Here is a 23,463-nt window from a genome sequence, read left to right as displayed (position 1 = left end):
ACAACAAATACGCCAATGGTGCTTTTTGTTGTTTTTTTGTAAGATGAAGAGAAGAAACGCAAATAAAAGAGGTAATGAAAGGAAACAAGAAAATCATGGAAATGACATTAAGATGGTATGGTTCAAAATTTGATACAGTAACATTACAGCAGATCCGCCAGATTCCGGGTGTGACAGGAGTTATCACAACATTATATGACACAACACCGGGAGAAGTGTGGAGCAGAGAGAGAATCCGCGAGATGAAGGCAGAAGTAGAAGCAGCAGGTCTTCATGTAGCAGGTATTGAAAGTGTCAACGTACACGATGCAATCAAGACAGGTGCGGCAGACAGAGATAAATACATCGATAATTACATTGAGACACTGGAAAATCTCGGACAGGAAGATATTCATCTTGTATGTTATAACTTCATGCCGGTATTTGACTGGACAAGAACAGAGCTTGCAAGAATGAGACCAGATGGATCTACAGTACTTGCATATACACAGGAAGCAGTAGATGCAATCAATCCGGAAAACATGTTTGAGTCAATTGCCGGGGATATGAACGGAACAGTGATGCCGGGATGGGAACCGGAACGTATGGAGAAAGTAAAAGAACTGTTTGAGATGTACAAAGATATTGATGATGAAAAATTATTTGAAAATCTCAAATATTTCCTGGAGAGAATTATGCCGGTATGTGACAAATACGACATTAACATGGCAATTCATCCGGACGATCCTGCATGGAGCGTATTTGGACTTCCTAGAATTATCATCAATAAGACAAATATCTTAAGATTGATGAGTATGGTAGACAACCCGCACAATGGTGTGACATTCTGCTCAGGATCTTATGGAACAAACTTAAAAAATGATCTTCCGGATATGATCCGCTCTCTGAAAGGAAGAATCCATTTTGCACATGTGCGTAACTTAAAATTCAACTCTCCGACAGATTTTGAGGAGGCTGCACACCTTTCTTCTGACGGAACATTTGATATGTATGAAATTATGAAAGCACTCTATGAAATCGGATTTACAGGACCGATCAGACCAGATCACGGTCGTATGATCTGGGGAGAAGTGGCAATGCCTGGATACGGACTGTATGACAGAGCACTTGGAGCAACTTACTTAAACGGACTTTGGGAAGCAATTGAGAAAGGGGCAAAATAGGATGCAGTTAAGCAAAGATGGATTGGCAGATAGAAAACAGTGGGAGGAAAAAGGATATAGACTTCCGCAGTTTGACCGCGAGCAAATGGTGGCTGCCACAAAAGAAGCACCATATTGGGTACACTTTGGAGCAGGGAATCTTTTCCGTGCATTTCAGGCAAATGTGGCACAGAATCTCTTAAATGAAGGAGTGCTTGACAGAGGAATTGTTGTGGCGGAAGGATATGATTATGAAATCGTAGAAAAAATGAACCGCCCACACGATGATTACAGCATTCTTGTGACATTAAAAGCAGACGGCAGTGTAGAGAAAACTGTGGTAGGAAGTGTTGCAGAATCTCTTGCACTGGATTCTGAGAATGAGACAGATTTTGGAAGACTCAAAGAAATCTTCACGACAGATTCTCTTCAGATGGCAAGTTTTACAATTACAGAGAAGGGATACAGCCTTGTAAATGGAAAAGGGGAAACACTTGTAGATGTCGCAGAGGATTTTGTGGCAGGACCTGAGAAGGCAAGAAGTTATATCGGAAAAGTATCTGCACTTCTGTATGCAAGATACCAGGCAGGAGAAAAGCCGGTGGCAATGGTAAGTATGGACAACTGTTCCCACAACGGAACAAAGTTATACGATGCAGTACACACATTTGCAGAGACATGGGTAAAAAATGGAGTTGCTGAGGCGGGATTTGTAGCTTACATCGAAAATCCTGACAAAGTTTCCTTCCCGTGGACTATGATTGATAAGATTACTCCTCGTCCGGACAGTTCTGTGGAAGAAATCTTAAAAAATGATGGGGTGGAAGAACTCGAGCCGGTGATCACTTCAAAGAATTCTTATGTGGCGCCGTTTGTCAATGCAGAAGAGTGTGAGTACCTTGTCATTGAAGACAGATTCCCGAACGGAAGACCGGAACTGGAAAAAGGCGGACTGATGTTTACAACACGCGAGACTGTAGACAAGGTAGAAAAGATGAAAGTCTGCACTTGCTTAAATCCGCTTCACACAACACTGGCAGTGTTTGGATGTCTGCTCGGATATGACTTGATTTCTAAAGAAATGAAAGATGAAGTATTAAAGAAACTTGTAGAGGGAATCGGATATGTGGAAGGACTTCCGGTTGTAGTAAATCCGGGGATCCTTGACCCGAAAGAATTTATTGATACGGTTTTAAATGTGCGTATTCCAAATCCGTTTATGCCGGATACTCCACAGAGAATCGCAACAGATACTTCTCAGAAGCTTGCGATCCGTTTCGGTGAGACGATCAAAGCATATGAGGCAGGTGAGAGCTTAAATACAGCAGATCTGAAACTGATTCCACTTGTATTTGCAGGATGGCTCCGTTATCTGATGGGTGTGGATGACAATGGAAAAACATTTGACTTAAGCCCAGATCCGCTTCTTGAGACAGTTTGTCCATACGTAGCAGGATTTAAACTCGGAGAAGAGACAGATGTGGAAGCTTCTGTAAGACCGATCTTAGAAAACAAAGCAATTTTTGGTGTGAACTTGTACGAAGTAAACATGGCAGAAACTGTATGTGGTTACTTGAAAGAAATGCTTGCAGGAACCGGTGCAGTGAGAAACACATTGGAAAAATATGTAAGATAAAAGAAAGAGGACTTGGAAGGGGCTTACCCTTTCAAGTCCTTTGTTAAGAGGTAAGGAATACGATTGTAAATATTTTTTAAATGTGGTAGTGTATAAAAGAAGATAGAACAGATTCAGGAGGATAAAAGAATGAAAGATCAGAATTGTGCATACTGCGTAGAAGGCGAATTATTAGATGCATTTGGAATTAAGATTTGTGAATTGGAAAGCTCAAAAGTTTACTTATTTAAAGAACAGAGCCACTTAGGACGTGTGATCGTTGCTCATAAGAAACATGTAAGTGAACTGGTAGAATTATCTCAGGAAGAACTTCATTTATATTTTGATGAAGTGGCTAAAGTTGCCAATGTGCTTCACAAATTATTTCAGCCGGAGAAAGTGAACTATGGAGCATATGGAGATACTGGACATCATCTGCACTTCCATCTGGTTCCGAAATATAAAGATGGATATGAGTGGGGCGGTGTATTCGCAATGAATCCGGGAGAAAAGTATCTCACAGAACAAGAATACGCAGAATTAGTAGAAAAGATTAAGAACGAATTATAAAATAGCGGTATCAACTTGCAGAAGATCTGCAAAAGATATGCTCCCTTCGAGGAAGACAAGTGTAATAATAAATACTTATTCCTTGGGAGGGAGCATATTTTATTTAGTTTTTTGGTTGGGATACAAGAAGTCCACTGCGAAGTAGTATTGGTCTGACCGCGTTGTAGATAAATACTACAAGGATGACAGATACAACAGCATTGACAAATGTAGTTGCTGCGCTCCACTTTGCAAGAACTTCTGCCATTTTCTGAGGCTGTCCGAGGATATATTGCTTATAAAAATATCCAACGATCGGATCGGCGATGACATTGAAGCTAAGACCGGCAATCGAGGCGATCAGACTCCACTTAAAGACGTATTTCTTGTCAGTGCTGTCGCTGATCTTTGCAATATGGTGAGCTACAAGACCAACGATAAGCCCAATACATAATTTCAGGAAAAAGGTCTTTGGTGCACCAGTGATATAGATTGGATCCATTAAATCGGCGATGGTCATACCAATCGCGCCAGCCAGCCCGCCATACCAGCCTCCGAGTAACAGTGCACCAAGCACACAGAATGCATTTCCGATGTGAAGGGATGTTGCATCACCGCCAGGCATTGGAATCTTAATCTGTAAAAAAGTAAATGATACGAAGCAGAGAGCCGCCAGTAATGCGGTTTGTGCTAATTTCATAACAGTTTGATTTTTTGTTTTCATATGTCTCATCCTCTCATGTATTTGCCATATTCGATATCGATATGGCGTTTTTATTTCTTTGTAAATCTATCCTAGCACAAGAGTGGTCATGTAAAAATAGCCAGTTTTGCAAAAAACGACCAGTCCAGATGAAAACAAAAGAAAAAGACCAGAAACTTTCTGGCCTCTTTCTATATTATATAAGATAGGGATGATTATGCGAAGTATCTCTTTAATAATCCTTCGAATGCTTTTCCGTGACGAGCTTCGTCTCTTGCCATTTCATGAACTGTATCATGAATAGCATCAAGGTTAGCAGCTTTTGCACGTTTTGCAAGATCAAATTTTCCAGCAGTAGCTCCGTTTTCAGCTTCTACTCTCATTTCAAGGTTTTTCTTTGTGCTGTCTGTAACAACTTCACCTAATAATTCAGCGAATTTAGCAGCGTGTTCTGCTTCTTCCCATGCAGCTTTTTCCCAGTATAAACCGATCTCTGGGTATCCTTCTCTGTGAGCTACTCTTGACATAGCAAGGTACATACCAACTTCTGAACATTCTCCTTCAAAGTTTGCTCTTAAATCTGCAAGAATGTCTTCGCTTACACCCTGAGCAACACCTACAACGTGCTCAGCAGCCCATTCTCTTTCTCCTGTCATTTCTTTGAATTTATCAGCTCCTACATGGCACTGTGGACATTCAGCTGGTGCAGCTTCTCCTTCATAAACATATCCGCATACTGTACATACAAATTTTTTCATAGTTAAGATCTCCTTTTCTTTTACTTTTTATTTTTCAATATCAGTAATAGTTACTGATATTAATTTAGCATAATTAGTTTCTTTTGTCAATGGATATTTGAAAAATTCTTTTGCTAAGACTTTAAAATACAATCTTCACATTTTCCATAAAACATTGTCGTATGAGACTCAATCTGCCCGGCAAAGTTTTTACCGGCAATCTCATTGATATGATCAATGCTTTCCATATCCAGATCCATTACTTTTCCACAACAAGTACATATAAAATGATAGTGTGGAGTCGTTTTACCATCAAATCTGTCACCACCGGAAGGGGTGGGAATCTTCAGAGCATCTCCGGTCTCTGCAAGTAAGTTCAGATTTCTATATACTGTCCCAAGACTGATGTTCGGGAATTCTTCCCGCACATGCATATAGACGGTGTCAGCGGTGGGATGTTCTTCTGTGTGTAACAGATAATTTTTGATGGATTCTCGTTGTCTACTATATTTTAGTGTTGCCAATGGGAATCCCCCTTTCAATAATAGTAATAGTTATTATGATTATAATATAAATTATTCAAAGGGGATTTGTCAAGTAAAAATTTTAGGTAAGCAAAGATATATTATCTAATTTTAATTATAAAAATAATAAAACTCACTTACTCTTGGAGTATAACACGATAAAATGTCTGACACAATATGTTTGGAAGGAATCATAAAAATTTTATATTTAGAATTTTGAAAGGGAGATTTAACAAGTTGGTAACAAAAGCATGATTTCAGGGAAAGTGGGAATACTAAAAAGCGAAAAGAGGAGGAAACTATGAGGGATAGAAGTAGAAAGAAAATAATGGCAGGTCTGATCGCAGTAGAGATTTTGTCGCAAAGTATTCCCTGTATATCTATGGCGGCAGAACACTTACCAAGTGTGGGGGCTGGATTATTAAAGGAGCAGTATTATGAGAAAGAGTTAAAAGAAACAGAGAAAACTGCCATACAGATTGCTGAAGTTACAGCAGATTGTCTCAACGTGCGGAAAGGTCAGGGGACAGACACACAGATTATCGGACAGTTGGAACAAGGTGCCAAAAAGAAAATAGAAGAGAAGCCTCAAAATGGGTGGATTCCAATCGAATATTATGGGGGAAGAGCATATATATCCGATGATTATGTTACGATAAAAGAAAAATATGATACTGTAGAATCAGAAGAAAAGAAAGGGACAGTAGAAGAAAGAGGAAAAAGGGTAGTCGCCTATGCAAAGCAGTTTCTTGGGAATCCATATGTCTGGGGAGGCACAAGTCTGACCGAGGGAGCAGATTGTTCGGGGTTTGTTCAGTCCGTGTATAGAAAATTTGGAGTGAAACTTCCGCGGACAACGTGGGATATGGAAAATGCGGGAATAGAAGTTACTTATGATGAAATTCTTCCGGGAGATTTAATTTTATATGAGGGACATGTTGGTATTTATATAGAAGAGAATCAGATTATTAATGCAATTGATGAGGAGAACGGGATTGGGATCAGTCCGGCATTTTTCACAGATATTATTACAATACGAAGAGTGCTGGAATAAGGAAAATGATGATGAAATGAGGAAAAATGGGTGCAGTATGTGTGAAGCGATTCAGCATACTGTGCCCTATTTTCCTATGCAAAACTTTAAATTGTATAGACATAGGAAAATAGTGGAAAAATAATCATATGCAAAGTGCACAAAGTTGTCGAGGACAAGAGAATTATGAAAAATACTATCAAAATACTGTCCACAAGTTTTCCACACAGGAAACTGGCTAAAATGGTTAAAAATAAAAGTTTTACACCAAGTTATCCACATTATCCACATGAATGAATGTGAATTGTGTGGATTATTATTGTTAAGAAAAGAACGAATGTTTTGGTCAGTTATAATAAAAATCTTCATTTGTCGAAAAAAAATAAAAAACTTGTTGACTTTTGAAAATTCTAAAATTGTATTAAAATGTATAAACAATTAAGTAAGAGTTGATAATTTCAAGGAGTAGTATTATAATCGAAGAGAGAGTATGACATATTTGAAAAAAGGAAGGATAAACGTTCAAATATGTTTCGCGATTAGAGAAATAAAGGAGGAAATAAATATGGCAGCGAAAGTGACAAAAGATATGACAATCGGTGAACTGATCAGAACAAATCCAGAAGTAGCACCAATCCTTATGGAAGTAGGAATGCACTGTCTTGGATGTCCTGCTTCACAGGCTGAAACTCTTGCAGAGGCAGCTATGGTACATGGACTGGATGCAGATCTGTTAGAAGAAAAGATTAATGCTTTCTTAGCAGCAAACAACTAATCAAAGATTTTGCAAATAGAAAAAGCGTCTTGAGCAAGCAGACAGTATACTTGAGAAAGTCTGGCTCAGGACGCTTTTTATTTTTTATCCAATCTGCGGCCGATGATCAACGATGCCATTCCATGATGAAAGGGGATGAGATATCACCTTAAATCTCTGCAAGATGTCTGACTGCATCTGCAGAAATAACAGTCTGACAGTGCTCTTCCAAGTAAGCAAGAACAGCACCGGAGGCTTTTTCAAAAGAACCGTATTCGGATAACATATTACAGATTTTACTAAACTCACTGTTGGTGTGAGCAGATTGTGCTAAGGCTAAAATGAAAATACCGTTTGTTTCATTTTTGTAGAGTGTATTCGCTCCGTGGTACATTGGGTGCAGCAATCTGGCTGCATGGATCACACTGTCTAAATTTGAAAAAGAAAACAGACGGATCGCTGGTTTTGCAGGGACGTCTTTTTTTGTATCTTCTTTTCCCGCAGTTTCTTTTTCAGGAGCTGGTTCTGCAACTGCAGATTTTACTTTATCAAGTAAATCGAGAAACTCGTCAGCGCCTTCTAATTTCTCAAGCATAGCCTGTTTTGTATCGGAATCTTCCAGTGGTGCAAATTTGGAGAAGCGCGTGTCGAGCTCTTCCGGATTATCCACCTTTGTAATGATCAGAACGATAGAATCTGGAGAAGCAGGAATTGCTTCAATCATGAGTGGAATATCATCTGCTTCAAATCCAAATTCACTGGAAGCTTGTTGCATCATGTCATGAAACAGCATCTTTGCTTTCTCGGTACCATAGGCAAGTTCGCTTAATTTCAAATGTCTGGCAGCAAGATCTGCACGTGTCAGAGTACACCGAATCTGGTTGTCATTTATTTTTTCGATCTTCATACATAATCACTTCCTTTTCGTAAACCTGAATACTTACTTTATAATAGTATAAACAAAAAAAAAAAATATGTAAAGAAAATACTTGCAAAGTCAGGAGAAATTATTTATAATGCGGGTATGAGAAGACAGTGTCCCGGTAATTATGTATAAGAGAAAAGGAGGGATACAAAAGCAATATCTTGTGTTGGTGAAAACATTCTCAGGAAAATCTTTCAACAATTCTATTTATTCTAAATTAATTCGATTTTCTAAGTGATTCAGCTAAATTTCAAAACTAAAGCAGTTACAATTACAAATAATCATTTTATAAAATGCACATAATAATTAAAATGTCCATTTGCTGTCTTCTTTTTTCAGCAGAAATCTGTTTTGCGAAGAATATATCACATGCACCCAGGTCTTAGCAAAAAGCGGAGGAAGCCATAATTACCGTTTGGACGGGAAGGAACGAAGTGAATAGTACAGAAGAAAAATACAGACAATTTTTCATAGAGCTGGAAGCATATGAAAAATGCGGGATTCCAATGTCTATGGATGGAGAACCGGCAAGTCCGTTACAGATTGTCAATGCACATATGGCAAAAGAAAGTAATGCATATATGCGGGACTATGTGATGGATGATGAGACTGGAAGCCTAAAAGAACTTCATTTTCAAAAAATAGCAGCAAAATAATACGAATCCCCTCAATGCAGAGTATTAAGAAATTCTTATTATTTTTTGAAAACGAGGAAAGTATGTAGTAATCTGTCGAAAAAAGAAAATGCATATGGTATAATAGGTCAGGTAGGAGGTAGGCTATGGATAGAAGAGAAAATGATCGAAGATATAGAAGCCGGGCGGAAATGCTGCGTGACCGAAGACGAAGAAGAAAGCGGACATGCCTGATTGAGCTTTTGATCGTATTATTTTTTATCATTGTAGTTGTCGCTGTGGCAGGTATATTTGTATGGAAAAAATATGGTCCATCGAAGGTGAAAGCTGATTTGAATGAATATTATGGTGTAGATGCCGCAGAGCAAGCTGCAGTTATTGTGAACAATACGATTCTGGAACAGAAAGGGATTGTGTCTGACGGACAGTTTTATTTACCATATGAGGCGGTACGTCAAGAGATTGACGGTGGATTTTACTGGAACGCAGCCGAAGGCACACTGCGCTATACGTTGCCGTTAGATCTTGTGGAAGTACCGGCAGAAAGCAAGGAATATACGAACGCAGGTCAGAGGGAATCCAAGGACTATGTAATCGTAAAAAATATCGGGGACCAGACTTATATCGCAGTGGATTTTATTCTGGAGTTTGGGAATGTCACTGCAAAGACTTATAAGAGTCCGAACAGAGTAGTTCTCTTTGATGATTGGGGCAAGGTGAAGACGACAACTGCAAAGAAGGATACGCAGATGCGCTGGCTTGCAGGTGTTAAGAGTGATATTCTGACGGAAGTTAAGAAGGGTGACCGTGTATATTTTATAGAAGAGGAAGGTGACTGGAAGAAAGTCCGCACAGAGGATGGGATCATCGGATATATAAAGAGTAGTGCATTAAAGTCTGTGAAGACAGAAACAATCACCTCTTCTTCCAAAGCACCGGAATATACAAGTATGACAAAAGATTATAAGATCAATCTTGCCTGGCATCAGGTTACGAATGAAATAGCAAATGAAACGTTAAGCGAAACGATTGCATCGACACAAGGATTGACAACAATTTCACCTACATGGTTTACAGTTGCCGATACAGAGGGAAATCTGAATTCTATCGCAAGTTCAGCTTATGTGGATACGGCTCATGCAGCGAATCTGGAGGTATGGGCACTTGTGAGGGATTTTGACGGTGGCATCGACTCGCCGGAAGAGACATACCAGTTGTTAAGTTCTTCTTTGGCCAGAAAGACTCTGATCGATAATCTGATGATGCAGGTACAGCAGTATAATATTGATGGAATCAACGTGGATTTTGAGAAAGTTTCTGAGGAATGTGGAGAACATTTTATTGAGTTTATCCGCGAACTTTCTATAGAATGTCGAAGAAATCAAAAAGTTCTGTCGGTAGATAACTATGTGCCGATGGGATTTAATAGTCATTATGAACTGGAGGAACAGGGGAAGGTTGCAGATTATGTCATCATTATGGGATATGATGAACATTATGCCGGCTCGTGGGAGAGCGGTTCAGTGGCTTCTATTGACTATGTGGAAAATGGAATCCGGCAGGCGACAAAGGATGTGTCAGCAGAGAAAGTAATCAATGCAGTCCCATTTTATACAAGATTGTGGGAAGAAGTGCCAAAGACAGAGCAGGAACTTGCCGCGCAGGCTGGAACAGAGCAGGCGCAGTATAAGATGAATGTTACAAGTGAGGCTCTTGGAATGCAGGAAGCCGAAGCGTGTGTGGCACAGGCTGGAGCAGCCGTCACATGGGATGAAGAGACACAGCAGAATTATGCGCAATGGGAGTCGGACGGTGCCACATATAAAATATGGCTGGAAGATAGTTCTTCTATTGAGGCAAAATTAAAATTGATGGAGAAGTATCAGCTTGGTGGTGTTGCTGCATGGAAGCTGGGATTTGAAAAGCCTGAAATCTGGTCCGTGATTGAAAAATATATAAAATAGCGTCAGATTACAGAAAATTTCATAGAGAAAGAGAAATGATATTTTATTTCCCCCTCTCATATATTGTAATGATATAGGAAGAGGGGGGATTTTTTTGCAGAAAAAGATAGAGCTGATGATGGGAATTCTGCTGATCATGGCAGCCTTGATCGGGGGGAAGACATTGACGAACGCAGTTTCCGGGAAAATTTCAGAACAAAAAGAACAGGCGATTGTGATGATCGATCCAGGGCACGGAGGTTTTGATCCTGGAAAAGTCGGGGTAGATGGTTTGGCTGAAAAGGATTTGAATCTGGCGGTTGCCAAGAAGCTTCAGAAGATTTTGACAAAGAATGGTGTGCATGTTGTGATGAGCCGTGAAGAAGACACTGCACTTTGTGAGGAAACAGCTCCGAATAAAAAGATTCGCGATATGAAAAAAAGAACAGAATTGATTAATCATAGCAAAGCGTCTATCGCTGTCAGTATTCACCAGAACAGTTACCAGACAAGTGATGTGAAAGGGGCGCAGGTATTTTATTTTACACATTCCGTAGAGGGAAAGAAGGCAGCAGAAATTTTGCAGAAGCATTTAAAAACGGTAGATGAGACAAACAGGAGAGAGGCAAAACCTAATGATACTTATTACATATTGAAAAAGACAGAAATACCAACTGTGATTGTAGAAGCGGGATTTTTGACAAATCCAGAGGAAGCTGCAAAACTTCAAGATGAGGCATATCAGGAGAAAATCGCACAGGCAGTCTGGGAAGGCTTGAAGGAATATTTAAACTTGTAAAGAGGTTTATTTTTTAACAAAAGAATGCTATAATAGGGGGCATGGAAACGATAATAAAAGAAATACAAAGAACAAATATTGACGAAAATGTGATCGGAATGGCAGGGGTCATCCTGAAGGAGGGAGGGCTGGTAGCTTTCCCGACAGAGACTGTATATGGACTCGGAGCACATGCGCTGAAGGAAGAGGCGGCAAAAAAAACATATGCGGCGAAGGGAAGACCTTCTGATAATCCATTGATCGTTCACATTGCAGAATACCGGGCATTGGAAGAGATTGCGGTGAATATACCAGATAAGACTGCACTGCTGGCGAATCATTTCTGGCCAGGACCGCTTACGATGATTTTTGAAAAAAGTGCATTGGTACCATATGGAACTACCGGAGGACTGGATACTGTAGCAGTCAGAATGCCGGCGGATGAGGTTGCGCGTGCGATCATTTTGGCAGGCGGGGGATATGTGTCTGCTCCGAGTGCAAATACATCCGGGCGCCCGAGTCCGACAACTGCGATGCATGTGAAGGAAGATCTGGATGGCAAGATTGATATGATCATCGATGGAGGAAGTGTGGAGATCGGAGTGGAATCGACGATCCTTGATATGACTGTGACACCTCCGATGATCCTTCGGCCGGGAGCGATCACAAAGGAGATGCTTGAGGAGGTGATCGGTGAGGTCACAGAAGATCAGGCAATTGTCAGTGATAAGAGCAAGGAAGCTCCGAAGGCACCGGGCATGAAGTATCGACATTATGCACCGAAGGCAAAGTTGATGATTATTGAAGGAGAGACAAAAGAGGCGGTCAAGGCAATCCGGCAGGTTGCGTTTGAGCAGGAAAGACTTGGTTATAAAGTCGGAATCATTGCTACAGATGAGACGGCAGAAAAGTATAAAAGAGGTATTGTAAAAAATATCGGGACACGGGAAAATGAATATACGATCGCTCAGAATCTGTATCGTGTCCTCAGAGAGTTTGACGAGGAAGATGTCGATTATATTTACAGTGAAGCTTTTGCGATGGATGGGATTGGCTCGGCGGTTATGAACCGTCTCAAAAAAGCTGCGGGGCATCATATGCTTCGGGCAGAAGAGATCACAAGACTACAAAAATACAGACGGATCCTTTTCCTGAGCAATACAGACAGCAGCAGAGGACCGATGGCAGCAGAGCTTCTAAGAAATCAGGAACTTTTGCAGGAGTATGATATTGAGTCAAGAGGACTTGTCGTACCACTTCCGGAGCCGGTCAATCAGAAGGCAGAAGCGATCATGAAGAGTCAGGGCATGTCGATCGCAGATTATAAGTCAAGGCAGTTTACGGAGGAAGATCTTGACGAGGAGACACTGGTGCTTGCCATTGATGACAGGCATAAATGGAGTGCAGTGGCAGATTATGAGAATATCAAAAATGTATATACACTGGGAGAATATATAGATGATGACAGGAAAATCCCATCTGCATATGGACAGCCATTGACGGAGTATGGTAGTGTATACGAGATGATGAAAGAATTTATCGAGAAACTGGCACAAAAGCTGAACGAGGAGGTAACAAAAGCATGATAGCAATCGGATGTGATCACGGTGGATATGAATTGAAACTGGAGATTATCAAATATTTAGAGGAAAAAGGTCTGGAGTACAAAGATTTTGGATGTGACGGGGAATCTGTGGATTATCCAATTTATGCCAAAAAAGTAGGACAGGCAATTATAGACGGAGAATGTGAGAAGGGGATTCTGATCTGCGGAACAGGAATTGGGATTTCCATCGCAGCAAACAAAATGAAAGGAATCCGCTGTGCGCTCTGTTCAGACTGCTTTTCAGCAGAGGCGACAAGATTACACAATGATACGAATATTGTCGCTTTAGGAGGACGTGTGGTAGGACCAGGACTTGGTGTGAAGATTGTCGATACATTTTTAAACACACCGTTTTCCGAAGATGAAAGACATAAGAGACGTATTGCATTAATTGAAGAATAGGAGAAAAACAATGGGAAAAGTACTGGTAATGGAACATCCGCTGATCCAGCATAAAGTAGGAATTATCCGAAGAAAAGAAGTCGGATCAAAAGATTTTAGAGAGATCATCAGCGAGATTGCAATGTATATGTGCTATGAGGCGACAAGAGATCTGAAATTACAGGATGTCGAGATTGAGACACCAATCTGTAGGACAACTGTTAAGGAACTGGCAGGAAAGAAACTGGCTGTTGTGCCAATCTTAAGAGCTGGTCTTGGAATGGTAGAAGGTATGCTTACGATGATTCCGGCGGCAAAGGTAGGTCATATCGGACTTTACCGTGATCCGGACACATTGGAACCGGTAGAATATTACTGTAAGCTTCCGGCAGACTGCGGGGAGAGAGAAGTATTTGTCGTAGATCCGATGCTTGCGACAGGAGGATCCTGCGTTGCAGCGATTCAGATGCTGAAGGATAAAGGTGTGAAAAATATTCGTTTTATGTGTATCATTGCGGCACCGGAAGGTGTGAAGAAGCTTCAGGAAGCACATCCGGACGTGGATGTCTATATTGGGGCTTTAGATGAGAAATTAAATGATCATGGATATATCGTTCCGGGACTCGGGGATGCGGGAGATCGTATTTTCGGAACAAAATAGGAACAAGAGCCAAAAAATAAAGAGAGCATAAACTCCCAGACAAGTCCATATATATGAGATAAGAACAACTGGAGAAGGAAAAGATGGATGAAAATCGTTCAAGCATCGTTGTAAATTTTATTGTCCGGGCAGTCGTTGGTCTGGGAGTTATTTTCTTTACAAATGAAATCCTCGCATCCAAAGGAATTTCAGTGGCGGTGGGGCTGAATGGCCTTTCCCTTTTGACATCGGGAACCCTTGGATTGCCGGGGGTCTGCTTACTTTACGGGATTCTTTTCTACCAAAACTTGTGAGTATTTCACAAAAAGCGTCAAATCTAAAAATGCATATAGACAAAAAGAAAAGATGTCGATATAATACAACATACAAACAGAACATTTCTAAATGAAATATCATTCTATGGTCAAGGGACCATTACATATCAAAAGAGGCTGGCAGTAAGTACAGCCAGATTCCATTACAAATTCAAAAGGAAAAATCCAAAACACAAAAATTCAAAAAGGAAACTTCAAAACACATAAACAGAAATGGAAGTGATTCATTGAAAGGAAAAATACTTGCAATCTGTACACAAGAGCCAGAGTATACAAGAGGTCTGTCGGAGTACATTTTGGGAAGAAGAGAACTGTTATTTCAAGTGATGGTCTTTTTAGATCTGGAGAAACTAAGACAGTTTATAAATGAACATAGAGTAGACCTACTGCTTCTGGATGATATTTATGCTGAGACAGAAACGATGGATGTTAAACAGGTATTTATGTTGTGTGATGATCGGAATTGTAAAGAAACAGATTGCTATCATCCAATTTATAAATATCAAAGTGGAGAGAAGATTATTGCAGAAATTCTAAGCTGCTGTGCAGAGGAGGAGGGAAGTGAGATAATTCTGAGGATACAGAAGGCAGATGTGGAGGTGATCGGTGTTTACTCGCCGATACATCGAATCGGAAAGACACAGTATGCACTGCAGCTTGCAAAAGAATTTGCAAAGAAAGGGAATACACTTTATTTGAACTTGGAGGCATATGCTGGCAGACAGGAGGGAGAAGAGGAGACAGGAGGACTTACAGAAATTTTGTATTATCTCAGGCAGGGCTGTAAAAATATGGGGATCCGGCTGGAGACATTGGTGAAGCATGAGGAGGCGGTTGACTATCTGGTACCGATAGAAATGTATCAGGATCTGAAATCGGTCACAGAAGAAGAGTGGAAGCAACTTTTGACCGAGATTGCTGAGAAAAGTATTTATGAGACAGTAGTGCTTGATATCGGGGATGCAATTCGGGGAACGTATGGAATATTAGAATTGTGTTCCTGCATTTATACACCAATTGTGCAAGAGGAAACGGCACAGAGAAAACTGGAGCAATATCGGCACAATCTGACTGCAATGGGTTTGGATTGTGTGCTTGAGAGAACAATTTTTGTGGAGGTGAGGGAATTGTTATGAGAGATACAGAGCATTTATATCAGAAAATCATGGAGGAGTTGGATCTGTCCAGAGAGATAGAAGACGAAGCGCTGATGGAGTTGATCTATACCGTATTATCGGAAGAACGAAGAGAACACTATATGTCACTTCAGGAGATGAATATGCTTGGAAAGGAGTTGTTTAATGCATTCCGAAAGCTGGACATCCTTCAGGATTTGATCGAGGATGAGGAGATCACGGAGATTATGATCAATGGTGCGCAGCATATCTTTATGGAAAAAGCAGGAGTTGTGACAAGACTGGAGAAGCGGTTTGCATCGAGACAAAAGTTGGAAGATGTTGTGCAGCAGATTGTTGCAGGATCCAATCGAATTGTGAATGAGGCAAATCCGATTGTGGATGCAAGGCTTCCAGATGGTTCCCGTGTCAATGTCGTACTTGCTCCGATTGCGCTGAACGGACCGATTGTGACGATCAGAAAGTTTCCGAAAGAGGCAATGACGATGGAACGTTTGAGGAAGTTTGAGGCAATCTCAGAGGAGGCAGCTGATTTTCTGGAGCAGGCAGTGAAAGCAAGGTATAACATCTTTATCAGTGGAGGGACCGGATCAGGAAAGACGTCCATGCTAAATGCGCTTGCACAGCATATACCTGCTGGGGAGCGTGTCATCACAATTGAGGATAATGCCGAACTTCAGATTCGGGGAATTGAAAATCTTGTAAGGCTTGAGGCTCGTAATGCAAATGTGGAGGGAACTGGTGAAATCTCAATCCGGGATCTGATCAAGTCAGCGCTTCGCATGCGACCTGACCGGATTGTTGTCGGGGAGGTCCGGGGAAGTGAGGCGATTGACATGTTGCAGGCGATGAACACCGGGCACGACGGCTCACTCAGCACGGGACATGCCAACAGTACAAAGGATATGTTCAGTAGACTGGAAACAATGGTGCTTATGGGTATGGATCTTCCATTGAGCGCAGTACAGAGGCAGATTGCTTCCGCAATTGATCTTGTCGTCCATCTGGGAAGGCTGCGCGATAAGAGCAGGAAGGTGTTGGAAATCTCAGAGGTGCTTGCTTATGAAGAGGGGGAGATAAAGGTACAGAGTCTGTATCGATTTGAAGAGACTGGAAGAAAAGATGGAAAGGTGCAAGGGAGGCTAAAATGGGTTCATGAATTACAAAAGAAAGAAAAGCTACTGGCAGCAGGATATTAAAAAGGCAGATTATGGAAAGGCAGCGTTCAAAGGATTAGCGTTGTTATCAGGGATTGCATATCTATTTTATGACTTCTTTTTAGGGGGTCTGATGTTCTCACCATTTCTGGTGATCTATCTTCGTATTTGGGAAAAACAATATATAAAGAAACAACAGCAGGAATTTTGTGCTCAGTTTAAAATGAGTCTGCAGTCGATGTCCTCGGCGCTCAATGTCGGATATTCGGCAGAAAATGCACTGAAGGAGACGGCAAAGGATCTGTCATTGATCTATAAAAAAGATACACGGATCATGAGAGAATATACTTATATGATTCATCAGCTCAATATGAATGTACCTTTGGAGCAAATCTGGAAAGAGTTTGCAGACAGGGTAGGACAGGAGGATGTCTCGAATTTTGTATCTGTCTTTGTGGCAGCAAAGAGAGCAGGAGGGGACAGCATTGAGATGATCCGAAATGCGGTAAAGCAAATCTGTGAGAAAATTGAGGTGAAACGCGAGATTGAGATGACAATGTCAGCAAAAAAGTTAGAATTTCAAGTAATGTCGGTGGTTCCCTTTGGAATTATTTTCTATATGAGGATAGCATTTCCGGATTTTGTAGAGGTACTTTATAGAAATTTTCTTGGGATTTTTGTTATGACTGTCTGTCTGGCTGTTTATGCAGGGGCATTTTATATGGGAAAAAGGATGATTGAAATCGAGGTGTGAGATGATTGTTTCGATAGGAATATTTATAGCATTGGCAATCGCCGTTATTTTGTATCAAAAGAGAAAGCTTCCGGAATGGTGTATGAGAAAGAACAGCAGAAATATTTTTCTGATGCTGCTCGGTGTGAATTCACTTGCCGCGTATCTGCTTTATGTGGATCAACAGGCGGAATTTATGGGAGAACATGCAAGACTGGAGCGAAATAACTGTGGGGAAGGAGTGCGAACAGAGAAGTTGATCGCAAAGACAGGTGGAAGAGAGATTCCGATTACGATAGAACTTCCTGAGAGGCAGTACAATGGAAAGGAGTTGGAGAAAGCATTTGAAACAGCGATGAAAAAGTTGGATGGCATTATTTTGGACAAAAATAAGACATTTGATGAGGTGCGGAAAGATTTGCATTTCCCATCCAGGATTCTGGATATGCCGATTACCGTTTCCTGGGAAGTAGACAACTATGAGGTGATCAATGTTCTCGGAGAGTTGCAGACAGAGGCGCTCAAAGAAGAGGGGACAATCGTTCAGATTACAGGGAAACTGAAATATGGAGAAGAGGAGCGGATCTATATGAGAAGCGCCAACCTGTTTCCACCTAAATTAAAAGGCGATGAGAAGATCGTAGCTCAGCTTGCAGGGCAGGTTGCAGAGAAAGAAAAGGAACATCCGGAACAAAAACAGGTAGAATTACCAGAGATTTTAGAGGGAAAACCGGTCAGCTGGCGACGTCCGGAGGAAAACAGAGGATATGTCATTTTAGGACTTGGATTGGTTGGAAGTATTCTTCTGATTCTGCTGGAGAAAGAAACGCAGAAGGAAGAAATGAAAAAGAAGAAAAAGCAGATGATGATAGATTATCCGGAAATTCTAAACAAATTTGTGTTGTTTCTTGGAGCCGGAATGACAGTAAAAGCTGCATGGCAGAAAATCTCTTCTGATTATGAAAAAGGGAAAATAATGGGAAAGGAGCGGTTTGCATATGAGGAAATGGCATATACGCTTAGAGAAATGCAGGCAGGGGGTTCAGAGAAAGAATGTTATGAGCATTTTGGAAAACGGTGTGAGGCTGTGTGTTACATGCGCTTTGGAGCTTTGCTTTCCCAAAATCTGAAAAGAGGATCAAAAGGGTTAGCAGATCTTCTTAGGCTGGAAGCAGTCAATGCATTTGAGGAGCGAAAGCGTGCGGCAAAAAAAGCAGGGGAAGAAGTGGGGACAAAGCTTCTGGCACCGATGTTTTTCATGTTGACAGTGGTTCTGGTCATTGTAATCGTGCCGGCATTTTTGTCTATGCAGTTTTAAAAAAGAGAAAGAAAAGAGGAGAGTGGACGGGATGGAGCAGAGATATTTCGAGAAACATTTTGCGGGAAAGGGGGTGAAATTATGTGGCGGATCCGACAATTTTTTGCATGTTTGAAAGATGAAAAAGGAATTGGTGTTGTGGAAGTGATACTGATCCTTGTCGTGTTGATCGGACTTGTAATTATTTTTAAGTCACAGCTGACAAGTCTGGTAAACTCAATCTTTCAGAAGATCACGAGTGAAAGCTCAGGGATTTAAGGAGTGACAGAGAAGATGAAGAGAGGAGAAATGACAGCTTTTATCAGTCTGGTCTTTGTGTTGTTGGTTGGATTGATCGGGGCGGTGATCGAGAGTGCATCGGTACAGACTGCAAAGAACTATCGCAGAGCGGATATGGATCGAGCGCTGCAGTCAGTATTTGCAGAGTATCACAGAGAGCTTCTGTCAGAATATGATATTTTTGGCATAGTGGCCGGCTATGAGACCGGGATATTTTCTTTTGAAAATATTGTAAACCGGCTGGAATTTTATGAGGCAGCGGGAATGACGCAGGAACCAGAAAAGCTACAGCTTCTGACAGATGATCATGGACAACCTTTCAAGGAGCAGGCAGTCAGATATATGAAAAGTAGAATGGGTGTTGATCTTGTAGAGGAACTGACTGGAAACTGTGCGGTATGGGAAGAGCAGAGTCAGCAAAGTGGATCCTATGAAGAACAGGGAAGTGATATCTCACAAGAGTTGGATTCAAAACTTCAGGAAGGAGAAAGTGAACTTCCTTCGGAAAACAATCCGCTGGAAAACATTTCTAATATCAAAAAATCAAATCTTTTACAGATCGTTGTTTCAAATCCGGAACAGTTATCACAGAAACAAATATCGTTAGGGGGACTTCCGTCTCATCGTAACTTACAAAAAGGAATTGGAAGATTCCCGACAAAAAGTGATGCACAAGGTAAGATTTCTTCTCTCTTTTTCTGTCAGTATCTTCTGGAGCATTTTGGAAATGCAGTGGATCAGAAGAAGGAAAATACACTTTCTTATGAAATGGAATATATTTTGGAAGGAAAAGAGAGTGATCAGCAAAATTTAGAAGCGGTTGTGAAGAAGCTGCTGTTGATGAGAAGTGGTGCCAATTATCTGTATCTTCTGACCGATGCGGGAAAACAGGCAGAGGCAGAAACACTTGCAGTATCATTGTCTACTGCGATCGCGCTTCCAGTGTTAACCGGACTTGTCAAGCAGGCAATACTCGTTGCATGGGCATTTGGCGAAGCAGTGATGGATATCCGAGCGCTTCTAGATGGAAAACGAGTTGCTCTGATCAAGACTCATGACACGTGGCAGTTGCAGCTTTCAGGGCTTCTGAAGCTTGGGACAGCAGAAGATCAAAAAGAAGGAATGGATGCCGAAGGTGGACTTCGCTATAAGGAATATCTGATGTTTTTATTTTTCCTGAAATCAGAGCAAGTCTGTACGATGCGCGCCCTTGATCTGATTGAGATGGAGATGAAAAAGAAGCCGGGCGAAGAGACCTTTCAGGTGGATCATTGTGTGACAAAATTACAGGTAAAAAGTAAGTGCAAGATTCGAAGAGGAGTGAATTATCAGTTTTCAACTTACTTCGGATATGAGTAAGCAACAGATTGTGTAACAAAAGAAAAGAATATAATACTAGGAGGTGAATGCAAATGCCCTTTCCGTCAAAAAGGCTCACAAATTCAGAACGAATTTTTATTCAAAAGTACAGTATAAAATTAAGAAAGGAGAAAGACTCTTTCATATCCCATGCTCACCGGGACAGACTACAAATCTTGGAAAGGGCATTTTCATTCATCTCCAAAAAGGTGAAAAGCTTCTTTGTTCAGAAGGGAGATAGGTACAAGAAAAAAGAACGAAAACTGCATGCGGTGATTACCATTGAAGCTGCACTTACAATTCCTTTGTTTTTCTTGGCAGGAGTGATGCTGATCTATTTACTGGAAGTGCAGGCGACTAGGATCAGCGTAAAAATGGGAGCCGATACAGCGGCAAAAAAAGCGGCGGAGCGAATCTATCTTGCTCCGGTGCTCCTACCATCAAAAGTAGAGTCAGATATTGTAGGAGCAATTGGGCAGAGACGGTTAAGCCAAAGTATGATTGCTGGTAAATCCGGAGGGATTGACTGTCACAAGTCAAGAGTGTGGCCGGGATCAGGAATCATCGAAATTGTTGTGGAATATAAAATTCAGCCACCAGTGAGAATTTTTGGGATTCCTTTGATTTCACAGACAGAACGGGTCAGGATCAAGGGATGGAATGGTTATCAACAGGGAAGTTATATAGAAAAACAAGGGTATGTGTATATTACAGAAACAGGAACAGTCTACCATAAAAGTTATCAATGTACACATTTGAAATTAGCAATTCGGGCAGGAAACGTATCCGATGTTGCAGATCTCAGGAACGAATATCAAGGGAAATATTACCCATGTGAAAAATGCAAGGCAAAGTCTGCATCCGGGATGATTTATTACACAGCATCTGGGGATCGTTATCATGCTTCCCTTGGGTGCAGTGGGCTAAAAAGAAATATCCGGGCAGTGAAGCTGTCAGAGGTCGGTGGAAGAGGAGCGTGTTCAAGATGCGGACGGTAGGAACAATCAGTATTTTTTTATTTTTAGTAGTCTGTGCGGCGATAGATTTGAAAAAGAGGAGTCTTCCGATGTGGCTGCTGTGGGCAGGAAGTCTCGGAGTTCTTTTGATTAGTTTGTGGAATACCAGGCTGAATCTATTTCCGCTATTTCAAGGGGCTGTTCCGGGAATAGTTCTGGGGATAATAAGCTGGATCACAAGAGAAGCTGTCGGATATGGAGATGTATGGATCATCACTCTTTTGGGGATTTATCTCGGAATCTGGGATACCGTCACCTTGGTATGCATTGCGTTCTTTTTCAGCAGTATTGCCGCAGTGGGATGTCTGGTTTGGAAAAAATTCCGGAGGGATACGAGGATTCCGTTTGTTCCTTTTCTTACAGCAGCATATGTGGGGGTGGTTTTTTTATGAGGATGAAAGCAAGTGCGACCATTGAGGCGGCGGTTGCGTGTTCCGTATTTTTTCTTAGCTTTTTTTTAGTTATCAGAGGAGTGTTTTATTATCATGATAAAAATATTCTGATGGGAACTGCCTATGAGGCGGCAGTTGTGCATAGCCAGAAAAAAAGAAGTCCGGAAGCTTGTACTATTGCGGAGGCAGAGCAGTCGTTTGAAATTGCGGCAAGGAAAAGGATGCTGTTATTTTCAGCAGTGAATCTGACGATTGAGGAGACCGATCAAAAGATTACTGTACAAGGGATTGCATGGAAAGGGAGAATGAAAATTTCTGTGAGCCAGAGTGTGGCTGTGACAGAGCCGGAGAAATTTATCAGAAATATGAGAAAGGCAGGAATACATGAAGACGGAGGTTAAAAGAAATCTTGACAAGACATACTTACTTATCGAAGAGGCGGGCATTTATGAAGAGGATTATCAAATGCATATGCTAAGGGAAAATAAAATTCCAGGTCTGCTTGAGGTACGTGGCAGAGGAGCCGGGGAGAACAGTCAGTACTATTACGATATCAGTTGTAAAGTTTCAATGAAAACAAAATATGAAAAGATTCCCATTGGGTATGAAGAATTGAAAGCATTTTTATATCAGCTTCTGACCGTGATGAAGGAAATGAAAAAGTATTTTTTAAGTGAAAACAAGGTGATCCTTAATCCAGAGTTTATTTATTATGAAAAGGGAGTGTTCTCTTTCTGTTTTTTGCCGCGTTATGCAAAAGAGACGACGAACGAGTTCCGGCATCTGGCAGAATATTTTGTCAGCCGGGCAGAATATCAAGAGAAAGAATGTGTATTTCTGGCATATGAGCTGCATAAGATTTCCATGCAGGAAAATTACTCAATGAAACAGATTCAAATGCTGATGGAAACAGACTGGAAAGAGCAGATGGAACAGCTGAGATCACAGCAGAAGGGGTATGTTACAGAGGAGGGAATATTGGATGAAACTGGTTGGGAAGCCGGAGAAAATATAGTGCTGCGGGAAAAGGATGGATGGTTTGTGGAATGGAAGAAGCATACAAAAAAGATTTTTTCAAAAAAGAAAAAATGGGGAGAATGGGACGAATTAGAGATGTTTCGGGATGACGATACAGTCTAGGAGGAAGGAGATGCTTGTGAAATTTGGACAAAGAGAAGGGAGATTCAAAGCGGATGCTACTGCAAAATGGATATTTTTTGTTGAGAAATCATTCCTTAAGTGGTATTATGAAAATTAGAAAATAAGTTCTACGAAATGAAGGAGGGTTTAACTATGTTAAAAGTAATCAGTACAGAAAAGGCTCCGGCAGCAATCGGACCATATTCTCAGGCAATGGTATTTGGAAATCTGATGATTTCTTCAGGACAGATTCCAATTGATCCTGCTACAGGTGAAATTGCAGGAACAACAATTCAAGAACAGGCAGAGCAGGTAATGAAAAATATCGGTGCTGTTCTGGAAGAGGCAGGAGCAAACTATACAGATGTTATGAAGACAACTTGTTTTCTTGCTGATATGTCTGATTTTGCAGCGTTTAATGAAGTTTACGGAAAATATTTCACAGGCAAACCGGCTCGTTCCTGTGTTGCAGTGAAGACACTTCCAAAGAATGTTCTCTGTGAAGTGGAAGTAATTGTTGCATTGGCATAATTTTAAGAATAGTTACAAGAGTGAGCAGTTTATGGTTGATGTGCTCACTCTTTTTGTACGCAAAATAAAAAAGAAACTGAATGTGGGGTGCTGTGATGGAGC

At 41.0% G+C, this 23,463-nt stretch carries 27 protein-coding genes; 23 read left to right on the top strand and 4 right to left on the bottom strand.

The annotated features are described in order from the left end of the window. Window positions 1-95 precede the first annotated feature (95 nt). From uxuA to ACESPO_RS07045, 3 genes are all read left to right on the top strand, one after another. Window positions 96-1,163, top strand: a complete 1,068-nt coding sequence (gene uxuA / locus ACESPO_RS07055) for a mannonate dehydratase (protein ID WP_009263429.1) — start codon at window positions 96-98, stop codon at window positions 1,161-1,163. A 1-nt stretch (window position 1,164) separates the two neighbouring features. Next, window positions 1,165-2,778, top strand: coding sequence for a mannitol dehydrogenase family protein (locus tag ACESPO_RS07050; protein ID WP_499788628.1), 1,614 nt, complete (start codon window positions 1,165-1,167; stop codon window positions 2,776-2,778). Window positions 2,779-2,907: 129 nt separating this feature from the next. After that, window positions 2,908-3,327: an HIT family protein gene (locus ACESPO_RS07045; RefSeq protein ID WP_008977197.1), complete on the top strand. Its 420-nt coding sequence runs from the start codon at window positions 2,908-2,910 to the stop codon at window positions 3,325-3,327. Between the two features lie 103 nt (window positions 3,328-3,430). On the opposite strand, the gene ACESPO_RS07040 is transcribed toward ACESPO_RS07045, so the two are convergent. The 3 genes from ACESPO_RS07040 to ACESPO_RS07030 form a co-directional block, all read right to left on the bottom strand. Further along, complete coding sequence (locus tag ACESPO_RS07040; RefSeq protein ID WP_499788627.1) at window positions 3,431-4,030, bottom strand: ECF transporter S component; 600 nt, start codon at window positions 4,028-4,030, stop codon at window positions 3,431-3,433. Between the two features lie 194 nt (window positions 4,031-4,224). Then, window positions 4,225-4,767: a rubredoxin-like domain-containing protein gene (locus ACESPO_RS07035; protein WP_008977195.1), complete on the bottom strand. Its 543-nt coding sequence runs from the start codon at window positions 4,765-4,767 to the stop codon at window positions 4,225-4,227. Between the two features lie 113 nt (window positions 4,768-4,880). Further along, window positions 4,881-5,270, bottom strand: a complete 390-nt coding sequence (locus tag ACESPO_RS07030) for a Fur family transcriptional regulator (protein WP_009263424.1) — start codon at window positions 5,268-5,270, stop codon at window positions 4,881-4,883. 301 nt (window positions 5,271-5,571) lie between these two features. On the opposite strand from ACESPO_RS07030, the gene ACESPO_RS07025 reads away from it, so the two are divergent. After that, on the top strand, window positions 5,572-6,324 hold the full coding sequence (locus ACESPO_RS07025; RefSeq protein ID WP_009263423.1) for a C40 family peptidase: 753 nt from the start codon (window positions 5,572-5,574) through the stop codon (window positions 6,322-6,324). A 544-nt stretch (window positions 6,325-6,868) separates the two neighbouring features. Next, window positions 6,869-7,078: a DUF1858 domain-containing protein gene (locus ACESPO_RS07020; RefSeq protein WP_008977192.1), complete on the top strand. Its 210-nt coding sequence runs from the start codon at window positions 6,869-6,871 to the stop codon at window positions 7,076-7,078. Window positions 7,079-7,226: 148 nt separating this feature from the next. Here the strand turns inward: ACESPO_RS07020 and ACESPO_RS07015 are convergent, their stop codons facing one another. Beyond that, complete coding sequence (locus ACESPO_RS07015; RefSeq protein ID WP_009263422.1) at window positions 7,227-7,964, bottom strand: adaptor protein MecA; 738 nt, start codon at window positions 7,962-7,964, stop codon at window positions 7,227-7,229. 452 nt (window positions 7,965-8,416) lie between these two features. Here ACESPO_RS07015 and ACESPO_RS07010 point away from each other — a divergent pair, with 452 nt between their 5' ends. From ACESPO_RS07010 to ACESPO_RS06925, 18 genes are all read left to right on the top strand, one after another. Further along, window positions 8,417-8,638, top strand: a complete 222-nt coding sequence (locus ACESPO_RS07010; protein WP_008977190.1) for a hypothetical protein — start codon at window positions 8,417-8,419, stop codon at window positions 8,636-8,638. Window positions 8,639-8,763: 125 nt separating this feature from the next. Beyond that, on the top strand, window positions 8,764-10,581 hold the full coding sequence (locus tag ACESPO_RS07005; protein WP_009263421.1) for a glycosyl hydrolase family 18 protein: 1,818 nt from the start codon (window positions 8,764-8,766) through the stop codon (window positions 10,579-10,581). A 94-nt stretch (window positions 10,582-10,675) separates the two neighbouring features. After that, window positions 10,676-11,359 carry an N-acetylmuramoyl-L-alanine amidase gene (locus tag ACESPO_RS07000; protein ID WP_016441301.1) on the top strand — a complete coding sequence of 228 codons (684 nt, stop codon included), beginning with the start codon at window positions 10,676-10,678 and terminating at the stop codon, window positions 11,357-11,359. Window positions 11,360-11,400: 41 nt separating this feature from the next. Then, complete coding sequence (locus ACESPO_RS06995) at window positions 11,401-12,924, top strand: L-threonylcarbamoyladenylate synthase (protein WP_009263419.1); 1,524 nt, start codon at window positions 11,401-11,403, stop codon at window positions 12,922-12,924. Then, complete coding sequence (rpiB, locus tag ACESPO_RS06990) at window positions 12,921-13,346, top strand: ribose 5-phosphate isomerase B (protein ID WP_008977163.1); 426 nt, start codon at window positions 12,921-12,923, stop codon at window positions 13,344-13,346. The genes ACESPO_RS06995 and rpiB overlap by 4 nt, the downstream gene beginning before the upstream one ends. 10 nt (window positions 13,347-13,356) lie before the next feature. After that, window positions 13,357-13,986, top strand: a complete 630-nt coding sequence (gene upp / locus ACESPO_RS06985) for a uracil phosphoribosyltransferase (RefSeq protein ID WP_009263418.1) — start codon at window positions 13,357-13,359, stop codon at window positions 13,984-13,986. An 83-nt stretch (window positions 13,987-14,069) separates the two neighbouring features. Continuing rightward, complete coding sequence (locus tag ACESPO_RS06980; protein WP_117577444.1) at window positions 14,070-14,279, top strand: pro-sigmaK processing inhibitor BofA family protein; 210 nt, start codon at window positions 14,070-14,072, stop codon at window positions 14,277-14,279. Between the two features lie 248 nt (window positions 14,280-14,527). Next, window positions 14,528-15,436 (top strand): P-loop NTPase family protein, encoded by a 909-nt coding sequence (locus ACESPO_RS06975; protein WP_270665647.1) that lies wholly within the window; start codon window positions 14,528-14,530, stop codon window positions 15,434-15,436. Beyond that, window positions 15,433-16,635, top strand: coding sequence for a TadA family conjugal transfer-associated ATPase (locus ACESPO_RS06970; protein WP_499788626.1), 1,203 nt, complete (start codon window positions 15,433-15,435; stop codon window positions 16,633-16,635). The genes ACESPO_RS06975 and ACESPO_RS06970 overlap by 4 nt, the downstream gene beginning before the upstream one ends. Then, window positions 16,592-17,347, top strand: coding sequence for a type II secretion system F family protein (locus tag ACESPO_RS06965; RefSeq protein ID WP_009263415.1), 756 nt, complete (start codon window positions 16,592-16,594; stop codon window positions 17,345-17,347). The genes ACESPO_RS06970 and ACESPO_RS06965 overlap by 44 nt, the downstream gene beginning before the upstream one ends. Before the next feature lies 1 nt (window position 17,348). Then, a complete protein-coding gene (locus tag ACESPO_RS06960; RefSeq protein ID WP_009263414.1) occupies window positions 17,349-18,644 on the top strand; it encodes a type II secretion system F family protein in 1,296 nt (431 codons plus the stop codon). A gap of 81 nt (window positions 18,645-18,725) precedes the next feature. Beyond that, window positions 18,726-18,902 carry a Flp1 family type IVb pilin gene (locus ACESPO_RS06955; protein WP_008977156.1) on the top strand — a complete coding sequence of 59 codons (177 nt, stop codon included), beginning with the start codon at window positions 18,726-18,728 and terminating at the stop codon, window positions 18,900-18,902. Between the two features lie 15 nt (window positions 18,903-18,917). Then, the gene (locus ACESPO_RS06950; RefSeq protein ID WP_499788625.1) at window positions 18,918-20,282 is read left to right on the top strand and encodes a DUF5702 domain-containing protein; all 1,365 of its coding nucleotides are present in this window, start codon (window positions 18,918-18,920) and stop codon (window positions 20,280-20,282) included. 176 nt (window positions 20,283-20,458) lie between these two features. Beyond that, window positions 20,459-21,280 (top strand): pilus assembly protein, encoded by an 822-nt coding sequence (locus ACESPO_RS06945; protein ID WP_499788624.1) that lies wholly within the window; start codon window positions 20,459-20,461, stop codon window positions 21,278-21,280. Next, window positions 21,268-21,690 carry a prepilin peptidase gene (locus tag ACESPO_RS06940; protein ID WP_016439499.1) on the top strand — a complete coding sequence of 141 codons (423 nt, stop codon included), beginning with the start codon at window positions 21,268-21,270 and terminating at the stop codon, window positions 21,688-21,690. Before ACESPO_RS06945 ends, ACESPO_RS06940 begins: the two co-directional genes overlap by 13 nt. Continuing rightward, on the top strand, window positions 21,687-22,091 hold the full coding sequence (locus tag ACESPO_RS06935) for a TadE family protein (RefSeq protein WP_016439500.1): 405 nt from the start codon (window positions 21,687-21,689) through the stop codon (window positions 22,089-22,091). Before ACESPO_RS06940 ends, ACESPO_RS06935 begins: the two co-directional genes overlap by 4 nt. Continuing rightward, window positions 22,075-22,830, top strand: coding sequence for a DUF6382 domain-containing protein (locus ACESPO_RS06930; protein WP_499788623.1), 756 nt, complete (start codon window positions 22,075-22,077; stop codon window positions 22,828-22,830). The genes ACESPO_RS06935 and ACESPO_RS06930 overlap by 17 nt, the downstream gene beginning before the upstream one ends. A gap of 153 nt (window positions 22,831-22,983) precedes the next feature. After that, on the top strand, window positions 22,984-23,361 hold the full coding sequence (locus tag ACESPO_RS06925) for a RidA family protein (protein WP_008977150.1): 378 nt from the start codon (window positions 22,984-22,986) through the stop codon (window positions 23,359-23,361). Window positions 23,362-23,463: the final 102 nt, after the last annotated feature.

Origin of the sequence: Coprococcus sp. HPP0074 (assembly GCF_964238105.1) — a bacterium.
Lineage (GTDB): Bacteria > Bacillota > Clostridia > Lachnospirales > Lachnospiraceae > Faecalimonas > Faecalimonas umbilicata.
Note: the sequence above shows the minus strand (reverse complement) of the source record. Positions and strands in the feature narration are given on the sequence as shown.

What these genes read in the sequence shown, in the direction of transcription:
- uxuA (WP_009263429.1), top strand. Translation starts at nt 96, where the DNA reads ATGGAAATGACATTAAGATGGTATGGTTCAAAATTTGATACAGTAACA.
- ACESPO_RS07050 (WP_499788628.1), top strand. Translation starts at nt 1,165, where the DNA reads ATGCAGTTAAGCAAAGATGGATTGGCAGATAGAAAACAGTGGGAGGAA.
- ACESPO_RS07045 (WP_008977197.1), top strand. Translation starts at nt 2,908, where the DNA reads ATGAAAGATCAGAATTGTGCATACTGCGTAGAAGGCGAATTATTAGAT.
- ACESPO_RS07040 (WP_499788627.1), bottom strand. Translation starts at nt 4,030, where the DNA reads ATGAAAACAAAAAATCAAACTGTTATGAAATTAGCACAAACCGCATTA.
- ACESPO_RS07035 (WP_008977195.1), bottom strand. Translation starts at nt 4,767, where the DNA reads ATGAAAAAATTTGTATGTACAGTATGCGGATATGTTTATGAAGGAGAA.
- ACESPO_RS07025 (WP_009263423.1), top strand. Translation starts at nt 5,572, where the DNA reads ATGAGGGATAGAAGTAGAAAGAAAATAATGGCAGGTCTGATCGCAGTA.
- ACESPO_RS07020 (WP_008977192.1), top strand. Translation starts at nt 6,869, where the DNA reads ATGGCAGCGAAAGTGACAAAAGATATGACAATCGGTGAACTGATCAGA.
- ACESPO_RS07015 (WP_009263422.1), bottom strand. Translation starts at nt 7,964, where the DNA reads ATGAAGATCGAAAAAATAAATGACAACCAGATTCGGTGTACTCTGACA.
- ACESPO_RS07005 (WP_009263421.1), top strand. Translation starts at nt 8,764, where the DNA reads ATGGATAGAAGAGAAAATGATCGAAGATATAGAAGCCGGGCGGAAATG.
- ACESPO_RS06995 (WP_009263419.1), top strand. Translation starts at nt 11,401, where the DNA reads ATGGAAACGATAATAAAAGAAATACAAAGAACAAATATTGACGAAAAT.
- rpiB (WP_008977163.1), top strand. Translation starts at nt 12,921, where the DNA reads ATGATAGCAATCGGATGTGATCACGGTGGATATGAATTGAAACTGGAG.
- upp (WP_009263418.1), top strand. Translation starts at nt 13,357, where the DNA reads ATGGGAAAAGTACTGGTAATGGAACATCCGCTGATCCAGCATAAAGTA.
- ACESPO_RS06980 (WP_117577444.1), top strand. Translation starts at nt 14,070, where the DNA reads ATGGATGAAAATCGTTCAAGCATCGTTGTAAATTTTATTGTCCGGGCA.
- ACESPO_RS06970 (WP_499788626.1), top strand. Translation starts at nt 15,433, where the DNA reads ATGAGAGATACAGAGCATTTATATCAGAAAATCATGGAGGAGTTGGAT.
- ACESPO_RS06965 (WP_009263415.1), top strand. Translation starts at nt 16,592, where the DNA reads ATGAATTACAAAAGAAAGAAAAGCTACTGGCAGCAGGATATTAAAAAG.
- ACESPO_RS06960 (WP_009263414.1), top strand. Translation starts at nt 17,349, where the DNA reads ATGATTGTTTCGATAGGAATATTTATAGCATTGGCAATCGCCGTTATT.
- ACESPO_RS06955 (WP_008977156.1), top strand. Translation starts at nt 18,726, where the DNA reads ATGTGGCGGATCCGACAATTTTTTGCATGTTTGAAAGATGAAAAAGGA.
- ACESPO_RS06950 (WP_499788625.1), top strand. Translation starts at nt 18,918, where the DNA reads ATGAAGAGAGGAGAAATGACAGCTTTTATCAGTCTGGTCTTTGTGTTG.
- ACESPO_RS06940 (WP_016439499.1), top strand. Translation starts at nt 21,268, where the DNA reads ATGCGGACGGTAGGAACAATCAGTATTTTTTTATTTTTAGTAGTCTGT.
- ACESPO_RS06935 (WP_016439500.1), top strand. Translation starts at nt 21,687, where the DNA reads ATGAGGATGAAAGCAAGTGCGACCATTGAGGCGGCGGTTGCGTGTTCC.
- ACESPO_RS06930 (WP_499788623.1), top strand. Translation starts at nt 22,075, where the DNA reads ATGAAGACGGAGGTTAAAAGAAATCTTGACAAGACATACTTACTTATC.
- ACESPO_RS06925 (WP_008977150.1), top strand. Translation starts at nt 22,984, where the DNA reads ATGTTAAAAGTAATCAGTACAGAAAAGGCTCCGGCAGCAATCGGACCA.